This window comes from Arthrobacter sp. Y3224198 (genome assembly GCF_059090025.1).
The window spans coordinates 51,689-66,344 of record NZ_JBNHFG010000016.1 but is presented as its reverse complement, the minus strand read 5'-3'; the positions used below and the strand labels follow the sequence as shown (position 1 = coordinate 66,344).

Genomic DNA, 14,656 nt, shown 5'->3' with positions numbered 1-14,656 from the left:
GCGCCCCTGCCCGCGGGGGCAGCGCTGGCCGTGGACGGGCTGGCCCCGCTGGTGACCCCGGCGGCGGACTTCTACCGGATCGATACCGCCCTGGGTGTTCCGGTGATTGATCCCGCCCAGTGGCGCCTGCGGGTCACCGGACTGGTGGAACGCGAGGTCGAGCTGAGCTACGCAGACCTCCTGGCCCAGCCGCTGCAGGAAAGCTACGTGACCCTTGCCTGTGTTTCCAACGAGGTGGGCGGGGACCTGGTCGGCAACGCGCGCTGGCTGGGCTGGCCCGTTCGTGAACTGCTGGCCTCCGCCGGCGTCCGGCCGGAGGCGGACATGGTGCTCTCCACCAGCCGGGACGGCTGGAGCGCGTCCACGCCGCTTCAGGCGCTGACCGATAGCCGCGATGCGCTGCTGGCCGTGGGGATGAACGGGGAACCGCTCCCGCTGGAACACGGATTTCCGGTCCGCCTGGTGGTGCCGGGCCTCTACGGCTATGTCTCGGCCACCAAATGGGTGACCGAACTGCGCGTGACCCGTTTTGCCGACGACGCCGCCTACTGGACGGAACGCGGCTGGGGCGAGCGCGGCCCCGTCAAACTGTCCTCCCGCATCGATGTGCCCGGCCGCAAGCCGGTCTCCGCCGGGATGGTTACCGTGGCGGGCGTGGCCTGGGCGCAGCACACCGGGATCAGTGCCGTGCAGGTCCGGGTGGACGACGGCGACTGGCAGGACGCGCAGCTGGCCGCCGGGATCTCCGCGGACACCTGGCGGCAGTACTCCCTCCCGGTGCGGCTCGACGCCGGGGAACACGACCTCACCGTCCGGGCCGTGGACGCCAACGGCGTAGCCCAGGACGAGCAGAAACGGCCGGTGCTTCCCGACGGTGCCACCGGCCTGCATACAATTCGGGTAACGGTTCGCTGACCGGTCCGCCGGTCTCCTCCCAGCTCCGCCCCCGCCCGCCGGCGGCAGTTTCCGCTCGTTCCCCGCAATCCTGTCCGCTCCGCTAGGAGGAAGATGTCCCCGCAGCCCGTACCGCACCGTATTCCTGCCGGTGGTGCCGTTCCTGCCGTTCCTGCCGGTCCCGCCTTCGGTGTCGCGTCCGCGGCCAAACCCGTTCCGGCGGGCGCCGCCGCCCCGGGCCCGCGCCCGGTGGAGGCACACCGGGACGCTGTCCGGGAGCTGTTGAACACCTGGTTCCTGGCCCGTCCGCCCGCCAGCGAAACGCTCGTCCTGGCCGACGCTGCGGGGCGGGTGCTCGACGCCGATGTCCATGCGCCCGGCAGCCTGCCGCCGTTTACCAACTCGCAAATGGACGGCTACGTGGTCCGGTCCGCGGACCTGCTTGCGCAGGCAGCCGGCCCGGCCGGCGCCGGCGAAAGCGGCACTGGTGCCGGCAACGGAACCGGGCGGATCAGCCTTGGCGTCGCCGCCCCCATCCCGGCCGGGACCGCTCCGGACCCCTTGGAGCCGGGCATGGCCGCACCGGTGATGACCGGTGCCATGCTGCCGGCCGGCGCGGACGCCGTGGTGCCCATCGAGGCCTGCATTCCCGACCGGTTCCTGCCGGCAGAGGGCGGCGGAAGCGTGGAGCTTCCTGCCGGCATTCCCGCCGGGCAGTATGTCCGTGCAGCAGGCAGCGACATAGCCGGGGGCGCGCTGGCCCTGCCTGCCGGCACCGTCCTGGGACCGCTGCAGCTGGGCTTGCTGGCTGCCCTGGGCCTGGCGGAAGTCTCCGTGCGCAGCCGCCCCCGCGTTTTGCTCCTGACCACTGGTGACGAGGTACGCGACCCCGGGACCGTCCTGGCGCCCGGGCAGATCCATGACGCCAACACCACCCTGCTGCGGACCTCGCTGGAGCAGGCGGGCGCACAGGTGCTCCGTTCCCGGATCCTCGCCGATTCACCGGAGGAGTTTTCCGCCCGGCTCCGCGCCGACCTTGCGGCGGACACGCCGGACCTGGTCCTCAGCTCCGGCGGTATCAGCAAGGGCGCGTACGAGGTGGTCCGCCAGGCCTTGGCCACCGCCGATGTGCGGTTCCTGTCCGTCGCCATGCAGCCGGGCGGCCCGCAGGGGATCGGCACCGTGGACGGCATCCCGTTCCTCGGTTTTCCGGGCAACCCCGTCAGTTCACTGGTGTCCTTCGAAATGTTCCTGCGCCCGGCACTGACAGCTGTCACCGGCGCGCCCCGCCCGCGGACGCAGGTGCAGGCCCGCCTCGCCGCACCGCTGGGCAGCCCGCCGGGAAAATACCAGGTGCGCCGTGGCCGGTATGCGGACGGCATCGTGGAACCGGTGGGCGGACCGGGCTCGCACCTGGTCCACGCCCTGGCCGTCTCCAACGCCCTGATTGCAGTCCCAGCAGGGACCGAACACCTCCCGGCGGGCGCGGAAGTGACAGTATTGCTGTTGGACTAAGCCGAACCGGACTTGCCGAACTGAGCACCGAAAGGACCCCGCGTGAGCGCCCACCCCGAAGACCTCCACTCCGCCGGACTGACCCACGTCCGCGAGGACGGATCCGCGCACATGGTGGATGTGTCCGCCAAGACCGAAACCACGCGGCAGGCCACCGCCCAGGCGGTGCTGCGCAGCACCGAAAAGGTGGTCCGGCTGATTGCCGACGGCGGACTGCCCAAGGGTGACGCACTGGCCGTTGCGCGGGTGGCCGGGATCATGGCCGCCAAGCAGACCTCCACCCTCATTCCGCTGTGCCACCCGCTGCCGCTGACCAAGGTCACCGTGGACTTCACGCCGCAGCAGGGCGAAGTCGTTGTGGAGGCCACCGTGAAGACCAAGGCCCTGACCGGCGTCGAGATGGAGGCCCTGACGGCCGCCTCGGTGGCGGCCCTGACCCTGTACGACATGATCAAAGCCGTGGACAAGCACGCCCGGATCACCGACACCATGGTGCTGGCCAAGTCCGGCGGCAAAAGCGGGGACTGGGCACTGTGACCGCCCAGCCTGCCCCGGCCCGGCGCACCGCGGGGGTGCTGATCGCCTCCACCCGGGCGGCATCCGGCGTCTACCAGGACGAGTGCGGGCCGTTGATTGCCGACTGGCTCTACGCCCTGGATTACGACATCGTGCTGGCCGAAGTGGTCCCTGACGGCGATGAAGTGGCGGCCTCGCTGCGGCGGATCCTGGCATTGCAGCCGTCCGTGCTCCTGACCAGCGGCGGTACCGGCCTGAGCCCGGACGACGTCACGCCCGACGCCACCGAGCCCCTCCTGGACCGGCACGTTCCGGGAGTCATGGAAGCCATCCGCGCCAAGGGGCTGGCCGCCACCCCCATGGCAGCCATCAGCCGGGGCTTCGCCGGAACCGCGGGAAGGACGTTCGTGGTGAACCTGCCCGGTTCGCCCGGGGCAGTGGCGGACGGCCTGGCCGTCCTGGAACCGATCATCGGCCACATCTGCGGCCAGCTGGAAGGAAAACGTGAACACTAGCCAGGTCATCAGGGCCACCGTGTCCGAGGAGCCGCTGAGCAGCGCCGAGGCGGAACGGCTTACCTGGTCCCCGGACTGCGGCGCCGTCGTGACCTTCAGTGGCATTGTCCGCAACCACGACGACGGAAAATCCGTGACATCCCTGGGCTACAGCGCCCACCCCACGGCCGCCGCGGTGCTGGCCGCGGTGGCCGACGCCGTCGCCGCCAAGTACGACGGCGTGCGGATCTGGGTAGGGCACCGCACCGGGAGCCTGGACATCGGCGACGCCGCCCTGGTGGCTGCCGTCGCCTCGGCCCACCGCGGCACGGCTTTTGCTGCCTGCTCAGAACTGGTGGACACCGTCAAGGCCAACGTGCCCATCTGGAAGGAACAGGGGTTCACCGACGGCAGCACCGAGTGGGTAGGCGTCAGCGACCGACCCTGACCACCGGTAATCTGGAGCCTATGAGCGAAAAACTTGCCGTAGCGGTCCTCGGCGCCGCAGGCCGCATGGGATCCGAGGCAGTGGCCGCCGTTAAAGCCGCCGAGGACATGGAGCTGGTGGCCGCACTGGGGCGGACCGACCCGCTGGAGACCCTGGTTTCCGCCGGAGCCCGCTACGTCGTGGACCTCACTGTGCCGGACAGCACCGAGGACAACGTGCGCTTCGCCGTCGAACACGGCATGCACGCCGTGGTGGGCACCACCGGCTGGGACACTGCACGGCTTGCCCGGCTTCAGGAGCTGCTGGCCGCGTCCCCGGAGACCGGTGTGCTCATCGCCCCCAACTTTGCGCTCGGCTCGGTGCTGGCGTCGGCGTTCGCCGCCAAGGCCGCCCGCTACTTCGAGTCGGTGGAGATCATCGAGCTGCACCACCCGGATAAGGTGGACGCCCCCTCCGGCACCGCGGTCCGCACCGCCCAGCTGATTGCCTCCGCACGCAGCGATGCCGGCCTGCCGCCGTCGCCGGACGCAACGGCAAAGGCACTGGAGGGTGCACGCGGCGCCGACGTCGACGGCGTGCATGTGCACTCGGTGCGGCTGCGCGGACTGGTGGCCCACCAGGAAGTACTGCTGGGCGGCCCCGGCGAGCAGCTGACCATCCGCCACGACTCCTATGACCGCGCCTCCTTTATGCCCGGCGTGCTGCTGGGACTGCGGCAGGTGGCCGGCCACCCCGGACTGACCGTCGGACTCGACGGCTACCTCAACCTGAACGATTAAGGAACACGTTGTCTTTTTTCAAGGGCCTCTTCTCCAACCGCGCCAAGCTCGGCGTCGCCCTGGTGACCCTGCTGCTGCTCTTTTACCTGGTGGTTTCCGCCCAGCGGGGCTGGCTCCTGCTCACCTCCCCGGAACTTGCCGCCCGGTTCATGGGCGCCGCCTACCTGGTACTGCCGGTGGTCGGCGCATGGGCGCTGATTCGCGAACTTATGTTCGGTGCCCGGACGGAGAAGATGGCCGCCATCCTGGCCGACGAGGGACGCCTGCCTGTGGATGACCTGCCGCGCACCCCGGCCGGACGGATCATCCGGGAAGCAGCCGATGCCGAATTCCCGAAGTACAAGGCGGAAACCGAGGCCGCACCCGAAGACTGGCGCAGCTGGTTCCGCCTCTCCTGCGCCTACGACGCCGCAGGGGACCGCACGCGGGCCCGGCGCTCGATGCGGCAGGCCGGAAAACTGTTCGCCGCCAAGGGGCAGTAGCCGGACCGGAGCTTCGCTTCAGCGTTTCTGCCGCGCCGCGGGGGTCCGGCCGCCGGTGCCCCCGCGGGCCAGCCGCGAGATGCCGGAGACGGCAAACTCCAGCGGGCCGCGTGCCTGCACGCGGTGGAACAGGATAGCCAGGACCACGTAGAACACAGCCTGGATCCAGAACACCGGCAGCGGCTCCAGCGCCGGGTCCTGCTGGTCCACCACGGTCATGACCCAGACGTGGAGGCTGTACAGGGTCAGCGTCATGGCACCGGCCGCGGAGAGCGGCAGGAGCAGATTCGGACGTGCCCGGGTCAGCAACAGGCAGGCCCCGAGCACCGCTGCTGCCGTACCGGCGGCATGCAGCATGTCCAGGCTGGTATTGGAGTGCGGCCCGGCCAGCGCCAGCCACCACCAGGACCCGGTCTGCTCCACCGGGCTGAGATTAACCTCCAGCATCCTGGCCAGCGGCCAGCGCTGCCCCGATTCGGTTGCCTCCAGGGCCTCGAGGCCGCCCAAGCTGCCCAACAGGTAATACGACGCGAACTTCGCTGCCACCGCCGCGAACACTCCCGAAGCGAGCAGCCCCACCTGGACCGGCAGGCTCAACAGGTCCAGCCGGCCCACCACCATGCCCAGCAGGACGTAGCTCAACCACTGCAGCACCGGGTAGAAGCCGGTGACAAAGACATCCGCGGCCAGGGCTGCCGGCTCCAGGAACGAGTCCCAGGTCAGGTTTCCCCCGATTTCCGCCGGGACCAGGTTTTCCGTGAGGAAGCCCCGCAGCAGGTAGGCCGCCACGGGGGAGAGGACCAGCCAGGCGCCGGCCCAGACCGCAAGGCGGCGCAGCGGCATCCCCGCAAACGGCAGGGCCAGCAGGAACAGCACCGCGTAGTGGAAGAGGATGACCGCAATGTTGGTCTCCAGCCCGCCCAGGGCAAGGCCCACCAAGGCAATGAGAAGGGCCCGCACCGCAATCCCGCGCCGGTCCCGCCGGACCGCGTGCGCCTCGTGCGGGGTGCTGCCGCCGGTCAGCAGGGCCAGTCCGACTCCTGCCACCACGGCGAACAGGGCAGAGGACCGTCCCGAAAACACCAGGCCCGTGAGCGTGGGGTCTCCGGTTTCCGGGCTGTACAGGGGCAGTGCATGCGTGGCGACCATGCCCAGCAGGGCGATGCCCCGGGCAGCATCTATGCCGGTGAGGCGGCGTTGGATCATGCACAGCATCGTCTCATGGCCGGCCCGCCCCGCTGCGGGGGAGGTATGCGCCCGACGCCGGTTTCCGGGGCTACTCGAGGACGGTGACGGCGGCGCCCGGCCGGCTGTGGGCCTGCCACAGGGCTTCGGCCACCCTATCGGGCTCATGCCGGAGCCCGGGCCCCACCGGGCCGACAATCAGCACGTGCGCCACGCGGATGCCGGCCGGGCCCAACTGCCGGTGGAGCAGATCCACGTAGGCGGTTTCCGCTGCCGTGGTCACTGCACTGGCGGCGCGGTCCGGAGAGGGGCGCACGGCACCGCTGCCGGTGGTGAACAAAAGGCTGCCGTGTCCGCGTTCCAGCATCCCGGGCACCACTTCCCGCACGGCGGTGGCAGCGCCGCCCACATTCAGTGCCAGCGACGCCAGGAACTCCCCGGCGCCGGTTTCCAGGACCGGACGGATGAGGTCGAGGCTGGGCAGCGGGCTGAAGCAGAGCACCTCAACGGGACCGAGGCGGGCCGCGAGCGTCTTCAGGGCCGGCTGCAGGGAACCTGGGTCGGAGGCGTCAGCGGCAGCCCACTCCGCTGCTATCCCTTCAGCGGCAAGGGTGTCCGCGAGCCCGGCCAGCCGCTGCGCGGAACGGGCCACCAGTCCGACCGGGCCGCCCGCCGCAGCGAACCGGCGGGCTACCGCGAGGCCGATGCCCGGCCCCGCGCCCACAATGAGCGTGGTGCCGGGCAAAGCGGAATCCGGGGAAGTGGCGGTCATGCGCCCATACTCACACTCCACCTGCCCGGACGGAAGAGCGGGCACCGGCGTCGTTGTCCCTTTGCAGCGCGCAGCGGGTAACGTTTTACGCATGGAAACAGATAACCGCACGCTTCCCTTCGGCACCCTCGTCACCGCCATGGTGACCCCGTTTACCGAGGATGGAGCAGTGGACTACGACGCCACGGCCATCCTCGCGAACAAGCTGGTTGAAGACGGCTGCGACGGCCTGGTGGTCTCCGGCACCACCGGGGAAACCTCCACGCTGGAGGACAGCGAGAAGGAGGACCTGTTCCGCGTGGTGGCCGAGACGGTAGGCGGCCGGGCCAAGGTCATCGCCGGTACCGGCACGAACCACACCTCCCACTCGGTGGAGATGGCACGCCGTGCCGAACGCGCCGGCGCCGACGGCCAGCTGGTGGTGACCCCCTATTACAACAAGCCCACGCAGGCCGGCGTTGTGGCGCACTTCGACGCCGTTACGGCCGCCACCGACCTGCCCGTTATGGTCTATGACATTCCGGGCCGTGCCGGAATCGCCCTGAGCACCCCCACCATCCTCCGGCTGGCCGAGAACCCCCGCATCCTCGCCCTCAAGGACGCCAAGGCGGACTTCGCCGGCATCACCCGGGTGCTCGCCAATACCACCCTTGACGTCTACGCCGGCGATGACGGCCTGACCCTGCCGTGGATGGCCGCAGGCGCCGTCGGCGTGGTCAGTGTTACCGCCCACATCGCCACCGAGCAGTTCCGTGCCATGGTGGACGCGGCGGCGGCCGGAGACTTCGCCACCGCCCGCCGCATCCACTTTGAATTGGATCCGCTGATCCGGGCCGTGATGACGCACATTCCCGGCGCCGTCGCCGCCAAGCAGGTGCTGGCCATGCAGAAGGTGATCCCCACCGCCGCCGTCCGGCTGCCGCTGGTGGCTCCGGATGCCGTGGAAATGGAAACCATCCTGACGGACCTGGCCGAAGCGGGCATGGACTTTTCCCGGAACGAGGCATAACCGGCAATGACTGATACCACCGGACTGCTGACCCCGCCCGCCCTGGAGGCGGGAACCCTTCGCATTGTCGCCCTGGGCGGCCTGGGGGAGATCGGCCGCAACATGGCCGTCTTCGAGATCGACGGCAAGCTGCTGATCGTGGACTGCGGGGTGCTGTTCCCCGAAGAGACCCAGCCCGGCGTGGACCTCATCCTGCCCGACTTCTCCTACATCGAAGACCGGCTGGAGGACGTGGTGGGCGTGGTGCTCACCCACGGACACGAAGACCACATCGGGGCCGTGCCCTACCTGCTGCGGCTGAAGAACGATATTCCGCTGATCGGTTCGCAGCTGACCCTGGCGCTGGTGGAAGCCAAGCTGCAGGAACACCGCATCAAGCCGTTCACCCTGACCGTGAAGGAAGGGCAGACTGAACGCTTCGGACCGTTCGAGTGCGAATTCGTGGCGGTGAACCACTCCATTCCCGACGCGCTGGCCGTGTTCATCCGGACCGAGGCCGGCACCGTGCTGCACACCGGCGACTTCAAGATGGACCAGCTGCCCCTGGACGGCCGGATTACCGACCTGCGCGCCTTCGCCCGGCTGGGCGAAGAGGGCGTTGACCTGTTTATGGCCGACTCCACCAACGCCGACGTCCCCGGATTCACCACGGCAGAGCGCGAAATCGGGCCGGTGCTGCAGGAACTGTTCGGGAAGGTCGACAAGCGGATCATCGTCGCGTCCTTCTCCTCCCACATCCACCGCGTGCAGCAGGTCCTCGACGCCGCCGCCGCGCACGGACGCTTCGTCTGCTTCGTGGGCCGCTCGATGGTCCGGAACATGGCCATTGCCGAGAAACTGGGCTACCTGAACGTACCCGACGGGATCCTCGTCGACCTCAAGAACGTCGATGACCTGCCGGATAACAAGGTGGTGCTGATGTCCACCGGATCCCAGGGCGAGCCCATGGCGGCCCTGTCCCGGATGGCCAACGGGGACCACCGCATCAGCATCGGCAAGGGCGACACCGTCATCCTCGCCTCGTCCCTGATTCCGGGCAACGAAAACGCGGTCTTCCGCGTCATCAACGGACTCATGCGGCTCGGTGCCGACGTGGTGCACAAGGGCAACGCCAAGATCCACGTCTCCGGACACGCCGCCGCCGGCGAGCTGCTCTACTGCTACAACATCCTGCGTCCGAAGAATGCCATGCCCGTACACGGCGAAACCCGGCACCTGATCGCCAACGGCCGGCTCGCCGCTGCCACCGGCGTCCCGGAACAGAACATCATCCTGGCCGATGACGGCACTGTGGTGGACCTGCGCGACGGCAAGGCGCGGGTGGTCGGTGAGGTCGAATGCGGATTTGTCTACGTGGACGGGTCCAGCGTGGGCGCGATCACCGACACCGACCTCAAGGACCGCCGCATCCTGAGCGAGGAAGGCTTCATCTCCATCATCTCCGTGGTCAACCGCAGCACCGGAACCATTGTCTCCGGCCCGGAAATCCATGCCCGCGGTTTTGCCGAGGGGGACGCCGTCTTCGATGAGATCGTTCCGAAGATCAGCGCGGCGCTGGAGGAAGCGGTGCGGTCCAATACCGACCACACCACCTACCAGCTGCAGCAAGTGGTCCGGCGGGTAGTCGGCACCTGGGTCAACCGCCGCCTGCGCCGCCGGCCCATGATCGTCCCGGTGGTTGTCGAAGCCTGACCGGCCACTCACCGCACGGCCGGGAAACGGGGCACAACCCGTTCCCGGCCGCGTAAATCAGGGGGAAAGACGGCCCCATCGGGTAGCGTGGGGCGTATGGCGACTCGTACTTCCCCTGCCGCACGCAGCGGTTCTTCCGGCCGTACCACGGCCCGGAGTGCCGGCGGCAGCTCAAGCAAGGCATCAGGCAAAGGCAGCCCCCGCGGCGGATCTTCAGGCCGGGGGAGCTCCGCGTCGCGCCAGGCACAGCCTGATCAGCTGCCCCTGCCGCTGCGGGCCGTGCAGACCGCCTGGATGGGCGTGGCCCGGATAGCCGGTGCCGGCGTCCGGAAGCTGGGCGCCGATGTGTCCCCGGACCGCGACATCCGCCGGGACGGAACAGGTTTCTTCCTGCTCCTGCTCGGACTGGCCGTGGCCACCGTGGAGTGGTGGGCCCTTCGCGGCCCGGTGGCGGACGTCATCCACGCCGGTGCCGCCGGCACCTTCGGCTGGATGGCCCTGGTGCTGCCGTTTATGCTCCTCACCGGTTCCGTACGGCTGTTCCGTTATCCCGAGCGCCACCGCGCCAACAGCCGGATCAGCATCGGCCTGACGGTGATGCTGCTGGCCGGCTCCGGCATCACGCATATCGTGGGCGGGTCGCCGTCGCTCTCCGATGGGTTTGACCGGCTGTGGGCCTCCGGCGGCATTGTCGGCTTTCTGGTCGCCGGTCCGCTCTCCGCGGCGCTGACCAAGTGGCCTGTGCTGGCCCTGCTGTCCTTCCTGGCCTTCGTAAGCGTCCTGATCATCACCGCCACGCCGTTCCGGCACATTCCCCTGCGCCTTCGTGCCCTCTATGAGCACCTGATGGGCCAGGACCTGGCCGCCGACGATCCCGAGGCCCACGACCAGAGCTACCTTTACGGGAACCCGAAGCCGGAGAAGGTGAAGAAGCCGCGTAAATCCCGCCGCGAAAAGGAAGCCGAGGCGGCGGCAGCCGCCGCGCAGGAGGGGTTTGCCGGCGACGAAGCCTTCGAACGTGCCCTGCTGCGCGACGAGGAGGAAGAAGCCGCAGCAGCTGCTGCCGCGGCGCCGGCCGTCCCGCCGGGCGTGCGCCGTCCCACGCAGGCCGAACTGGCCACGCAGAAGATCCGCCGCAACCAGGGACTGCCCGTCGACGGCGATGCCGGCCCAGACTCCGCCGAGCCGCCCACCGAGGCGATCAGCATGGTTCCCGGTGCCACCGAGGTCCTCAACCTTGCAGCTCCCGGCGCGGTCCCAAGTGTCCCGTCACGTCCGGTGGCGCACACACCGCCGGCCGCGCCCATCCCGCAGCGCACCGAGCAGCTGCAGCTTTCCGGCGACATCACCTACACGCTGCCGCCGTCGGACTTCCTGCCGCCGGGCCCGCCCGCCAAGGAGCGCTCCGAGGCGAACGACGCCGTCGTCGCCGCCCTGACGCATACCCTGGAGCAATTCAACGTGGACGCCAAGGTGACCGGCTTCTCCCGCGGCCCCACGGTCACCCGGTACGAGATCGAGCTCGGCGAAGGCACCAAGGTGGAACGCGTCACCGCGCTGTCCAAGAACATCGCCTACGCCGTGGCCAGCTCCGACGTGCGCATCCTCTCGCCGATCCCCGGCAAGTCCGCCATCGGCATTGAAATCCCGAACGCGGACAAGGAAGTGGTGGCGCTGGGCGATGTCCTGCGCTCCAACTCCGCCCGCAAGACCGAACACCCCATGGTGATGGGCGTCGGCAAGGACGTCGAAGGCGGCTTCGTGGTGGCCAACCTGGCCAAGATGCCGCACCTGCTGGTCGCCGGTGCCACCGGTGCCGGTAAGTCGTCCTTCGTGAACTCCATGATCACCTCCATCCTGATGCGCTCCACCCCCGATGAAGTGCGCATGGTCATGGTGGACCCCAAGCGGGTGGAACTGACCGCCTATGAAGGCGTCCCGCACCTGATCACGCCCATCATCACCAACCCCAAGAAGGCTGCCGAGGCCCTGCAGTGGGTGGTCCGTGAAATGGACACCCGCTATGACGACCTGGCCAACTTCGGGTTCAAGCACATCGACGACTTCAACAAGGCCGTCCGCAACGGGAAAGTGGTGCCGCCGGCCGGTTCCAAGCGGGTCATCCGCGCCTACCCGTATCTCCTGGTGATCGTGGACGAACTCGCCGACCTGATGATGGTTGCCCCGCGGGACGTGGAAGACTCGATTGTCCGCATCACCCAGCTGGCCCGCGCCGCCGGCATCCACCTGGTGCTGGCCACCCAGCGCCCCTCCGTGGACGTGGTCACCGGCCTGATCAAGGCCAACGTCCCGTCCCGCATGGCCTTTGCTACCTCCTCCGTCACCGACTCCCGCGTGGTCCTTGACCAGCCCGGCGCGGAAAAGCTGCTGGGCCAGGGTGACGCACTGTTCCTGCCGATGGGTTCCAACAAGCCCATCCGCGTCCAGGGCGCCTGGGTGACCGAATCCGAAATCCACCGCGTGGTGGAGCATGTGAAGAACCAGCTGCAGGCGGTCTACCGCGAAGACGTCACCGTCACCGCGCCCAAGAAGCAGATTGACGACGACATCGGAGACGACCTCGACGTCCTGCTGCAGGCCACCGAACTGGTGGTCACCACCCAGTTCGGCTCCACGTCCATGCTCCAGCGCAAGCTGCGCGTGGGCTTTGCCAAGGCCGGACGCCTGATGGACCTGCTCGAGTCCCGCGGCGTCGTCGGCCCCTCCGAGGGCTCCAAGGCGCGCGATGTGCTGGTCAAGCCCGACGACCTGGCTGCCACCCTGGCCGCCATCAGCGGCGGGGAACCGCCGGCACCGGCGTCGGGCGCCGGCACTGCGGCCCTGGCCGACAACGCGAACGTGAACCACGGGTTCGACGGCGGTCCGGAGGACCTGGTCGCCGCGGACCTGGACAGCCGGCCGCAGGCGGCGGAGTACCACGACGGAGCGGACGATGCCGAGTCCGAAGACGCGTGGAACCTCACCGGCCGGTGAATGTTCGCTAGGCTGATGCGGTGAGCAATTCTCCTAGCGAGAGGGTCCCCACCCTCAATATCGCCAATGTACTGACGGTGGTGCGGATCCTGATGGTTCCGCTCTTTATCTGGTTCCTCGCTGCCGACGACGGCCGCGGCGGCCTCTATCGCTGGCTGGCGGTGGCCACCTTCGCCGTGGCCATCTACACCGACAAGCTCGACGGCGACCTGGCCCGGAGCCGCGGCCTGATCACCGATTTCGGCAAGATCGCCGACCCGATCGCGGACAAGCTGCTGATCGGTTCGGCACTGGTGATGCTCTCGCTCCTGGGCGAGCTGTGGTGGTGGGTCACCATCGTGATCCTGGTCCGCGAAATCGGCATCACGCTGATGCGCTTTGTGGTGATCCGCTACGGCGTGATGGCCGCTTCGCGCGGCGGCAAGCTCAAGACCGTGGTGCAGACATTCGCCATCTTTGTCTTCCTGCTTCCGCTCAGCACCTGGTTGGGCGCCTGGGCCTGGTGGATCGGAGCCGTCTTCATGGCTGCCGCACTGGTGATCACAGTGGTGACCGGTATCGACTACGTTATGCAGGCCGTGCGCCTGCGCCGCAGCGCCAAGAGCGCATGAACACGGTGCCCGACGCCGGACCCCGCGACCCTGCGGATCCTGCAGCTCAGGACCCGGCAGTGAAGGACCCGGCAGCCGGGGTGCTGGCAGCGGAGGCCCTGGCCGCCGCCGGCCGGTCCGGAAAAACCATAGCCACCGCCGAGTCCCTGACCGCCGGAATGCTGTGCGCAGAACTCGGATCGGTGCCGGGAGCTTCAGCGGTTTTGCAGGGCGGGGTGGTGGCGTACCAAAATGGGATCAAGCATTCCGTCCTGGGCGTTCCGGCCGGGCTCCTGGCCGAAGCCGGGTCCGTGGACGGAAGAGTGGCAGAGCAAATGGCGGCGGGCGCGCGGCGCGTGCTGGGCGCCGACGTCGGCGTCTCCACCACCGGAGCTGCCGGACCGCAGCCCCACGACGGGAAACCCGTGGGCACCGTCTTCGTTGGTATTGCCACGGCCGAAGGAACCTCATACCGCGAATACCTGTTTTCCGGCGACCGCACTGCAATCCGCTCGGCCGCCTGCACGGAGGCACTGAAACTGCTGGCCGCCGCATTGGGGCCGGGGGAGCCCGGTCCGCAGGTGCGGTAACCGCGTTCGTGTCCCGGGGAACAAAACGGGCAGGGTGTCAGTTGTTAGTATCAGGAACCGCCAAGGTTCTTCCAGTACGATCTTTGAACAGTCTGCGGTACCGCCGCAGCCCGTACTCATAGGGAGCAGGACGATACACATGGTTAAACAACCCGTATCCGTGAACGGCGTGATCCGCTGGCGGGATGTAGGGTTGGCGGAAGACGCACACCGGGAGCCTAAGGAGCGCAAGATGGTAGTTCTTCGTCACGAGATTGGTGATGTTCTCCGCGACGTACGCCAGCGCCAGGGCCGCACCCTGCGCGAGGTGTCACACAGTGCCCGCGTCTCCCTCGGCTACCTCAGCGAGGTTGAACGCGGACAGAAGGAAGCATCCTCCGAACTCCTGTCTTCAATCTGCAGTGCCCTCGATGTGCCCCTGTCCCTGATGCTCCGTGAGGTCAGTGACCGGGTGGCCAACGCTGAAGGCGTAGCCATCCCAGATACCGTTCCGTCTGAGTTTTCCCGGGAGTTCGCACGTGAATTCCCTGAAGACCTGGCCCGGGATCTGGCCCGTACATCCTAGTAATCCCGGCAACGCCCCGCAGCCGGAAAGCGGCGGTGGACGGGTTGCCACACACGTAAGAGACTTGAACGCCAAGACCCCCGCAGGCGCGGTGCCTGCGGGGGTTTGTTCTGCCCGGGGCCGTATCCGGT

General features: G+C 68.6%; 15 protein-coding genes. 13 read left to right on the top strand and 2 right to left on the bottom strand.

Annotation, left to right across the window (positions count from 1 at the left end; all coding sequences use genetic code 11):
- The 7 genes from AC5RUF_RS10615 to AC5RUF_RS10585 form a co-directional block, all read left to right on the top strand.
- The coding region (locus AC5RUF_RS10615; RefSeq protein ID WP_494130538.1) for a molybdopterin-dependent oxidoreductase at positions 1-915 on the top strand (915 nt) is incomplete at its 5' end.
- A 93-nt stretch (positions 916-1,008) separates the two neighbouring features.
- Positions 1,009-2,409, top strand: coding sequence for a molybdopterin molybdotransferase MoeA (locus AC5RUF_RS10610; RefSeq protein WP_494130537.1), 1,401 nt, complete (start codon positions 1,009-1,011; stop codon positions 2,407-2,409).
- Positions 2,410-2,520: 111 nt separating this feature from the next.
- Positions 2,521-2,946 carry a cyclic pyranopterin monophosphate synthase MoaC gene (gene moaC / locus AC5RUF_RS10605; RefSeq protein ID WP_493998676.1) on the top strand — a complete coding sequence of 142 codons (426 nt, stop codon included), beginning with the start codon at positions 2,521-2,523 and terminating at the stop codon, positions 2,944-2,946.
- A complete protein-coding gene (locus AC5RUF_RS10600) occupies positions 2,934-3,440 on the top strand; it encodes a MogA/MoaB family molybdenum cofactor biosynthesis protein (RefSeq protein ID WP_493998677.1) in 507 nt (168 codons plus the stop codon). Before moaC ends, AC5RUF_RS10600 begins: the two co-directional genes overlap by 13 nt.
- On the top strand, positions 3,430-3,867 hold the full coding sequence (locus tag AC5RUF_RS10595) for a molybdenum cofactor biosynthesis protein MoaE (protein WP_494130536.1): 438 nt from the start codon (positions 3,430-3,432) through the stop codon (positions 3,865-3,867). Before AC5RUF_RS10600 ends, AC5RUF_RS10595 begins: the two co-directional genes overlap by 11 nt.
- Before the next feature lie 20 nt (positions 3,868-3,887).
- Positions 3,888-4,646, top strand: a complete 759-nt coding sequence (gene dapB / locus AC5RUF_RS10590) for a 4-hydroxy-tetrahydrodipicolinate reductase (RefSeq protein WP_494130535.1) — start codon at positions 3,888-3,890, stop codon at positions 4,644-4,646.
- A gap of 8 nt (positions 4,647-4,654) precedes the next feature.
- The gene (locus tag AC5RUF_RS10585) at positions 4,655-5,128 is read left to right on the top strand and encodes a hypothetical protein (RefSeq protein ID WP_494130534.1); all 474 of its coding nucleotides are present in this window, start codon (positions 4,655-4,657) and stop codon (positions 5,126-5,128) included.
- An 18-nt stretch (positions 5,129-5,146) separates the two neighbouring features.
- Here AC5RUF_RS10585 and AC5RUF_RS10580 read toward each other — a convergent pair whose 3' ends face one another.
- Both AC5RUF_RS10580 and AC5RUF_RS10575 read right to left on the bottom strand, forming a co-directional pair.
- Positions 5,147-6,334 carry a heparan-alpha-glucosaminide N-acetyltransferase domain-containing protein gene (locus AC5RUF_RS10580; protein ID WP_494130533.1) on the bottom strand — a complete coding sequence of 396 codons (1,188 nt, stop codon included), beginning with the start codon at positions 6,332-6,334 and terminating at the stop codon, positions 5,147-5,149.
- A gap of 70 nt (positions 6,335-6,404) precedes the next feature.
- Positions 6,405-7,085 (bottom strand): SDR family NAD(P)-dependent oxidoreductase, encoded by a 681-nt coding sequence (locus AC5RUF_RS10575; protein ID WP_494130532.1) that lies wholly within the window; start codon positions 7,083-7,085, stop codon positions 6,405-6,407.
- Positions 7,086-7,176: 91 nt separating this feature from the next.
- Between AC5RUF_RS10575 and dapA the strand changes: the two genes are divergently transcribed.
- The 6 genes from dapA (at position 7,177) to AC5RUF_RS10545 (ending at position 14,525) form a co-directional block, all read left to right on the top strand.
- The gene (gene dapA, locus AC5RUF_RS10570) at positions 7,177-8,094 is read left to right on the top strand and encodes a 4-hydroxy-tetrahydrodipicolinate synthase (RefSeq protein ID WP_494130531.1); all 918 of its coding nucleotides are present in this window, start codon (positions 7,177-7,179) and stop codon (positions 8,092-8,094) included.
- A 6-nt stretch (positions 8,095-8,100) separates the two neighbouring features.
- Positions 8,101-9,786: a ribonuclease J gene (locus AC5RUF_RS10565; protein WP_493998185.1), complete on the top strand. Its 1,686-nt coding sequence runs from the start codon at positions 8,101-8,103 to the stop codon at positions 9,784-9,786.
- Between the two features lie 96 nt (positions 9,787-9,882).
- The gene (locus tag AC5RUF_RS10560) at positions 9,883-12,780 is read left to right on the top strand and encodes an FtsK/SpoIIIE family DNA translocase (protein WP_494130530.1); all 2,898 of its coding nucleotides are present in this window, start codon (positions 9,883-9,885) and stop codon (positions 12,778-12,780) included.
- A gap of 20 nt (positions 12,781-12,800) precedes the next feature.
- The gene (gene pgsA / locus AC5RUF_RS10555) at positions 12,801-13,391 is read left to right on the top strand and encodes a CDP-diacylglycerol--glycerol-3-phosphate 3-phosphatidyltransferase (protein WP_493998988.1); all 591 of its coding nucleotides are present in this window, start codon (positions 12,801-12,803) and stop codon (positions 13,389-13,391) included.
- Complete coding sequence (locus AC5RUF_RS10550; RefSeq protein WP_494130529.1) at positions 13,388-13,960, top strand: CinA family protein; 573 nt, start codon at positions 13,388-13,390, stop codon at positions 13,958-13,960. Before pgsA ends, AC5RUF_RS10550 begins: the two co-directional genes overlap by 4 nt.
- 139 nt (positions 13,961-14,099) lie before the next feature.
- Positions 14,100-14,525, top strand: a complete 426-nt coding sequence (locus AC5RUF_RS10545) for a helix-turn-helix domain-containing protein (protein WP_269436632.1) — start codon at positions 14,100-14,102, stop codon at positions 14,523-14,525.
- The last annotated feature ends 131 nt before the right edge of the window (positions 14,526-14,656 follow it).

Coding starts and splice junctions, on each gene's coding strand:
- AC5RUF_RS10610 (WP_494130537.1), top strand. CDS start 1,009: ATGTCCCCGCAGCCCGTACCGCACCGTATTCCTGCCGGTGGTGCCGTT.
- moaC (WP_493998676.1), top strand. CDS start 2,521: ATGGTGGATGTGTCCGCCAAGACCGAAACCACGCGGCAGGCCACCGCC.
- dapB (WP_494130535.1), top strand. CDS start 3,888: ATGAGCGAAAAACTTGCCGTAGCGGTCCTCGGCGCCGCAGGCCGCATG.
- AC5RUF_RS10580 (WP_494130533.1), bottom strand. CDS start 6,334: ATGATCCAACGCCGCCTCACCGGCATAGATGCTGCCCGGGGCATCGCC.
- AC5RUF_RS10575 (WP_494130532.1), bottom strand. CDS start 7,085: ATGACCGCCACTTCCCCGGATTCCGCTTTGCCCGGCACCACGCTCATT.
- dapA (WP_494130531.1), top strand. CDS start 7,177: ATGGAAACAGATAACCGCACGCTTCCCTTCGGCACCCTCGTCACCGCC.
- AC5RUF_RS10565 (WP_493998185.1), top strand. CDS start 8,101: ATGACTGATACCACCGGACTGCTGACCCCGCCCGCCCTGGAGGCGGGA.
- AC5RUF_RS10560 (WP_494130530.1), top strand. CDS start 9,883: ATGGCGACTCGTACTTCCCCTGCCGCACGCAGCGGTTCTTCCGGCCGT.
- AC5RUF_RS10550 (WP_494130529.1), top strand. CDS start 13,388: ATGAACACGGTGCCCGACGCCGGACCCCGCGACCCTGCGGATCCTGCA.
- AC5RUF_RS10545 (WP_269436632.1), top strand. CDS start 14,100: ATGGTTAAACAACCCGTATCCGTGAACGGCGTGATCCGCTGGCGGGAT.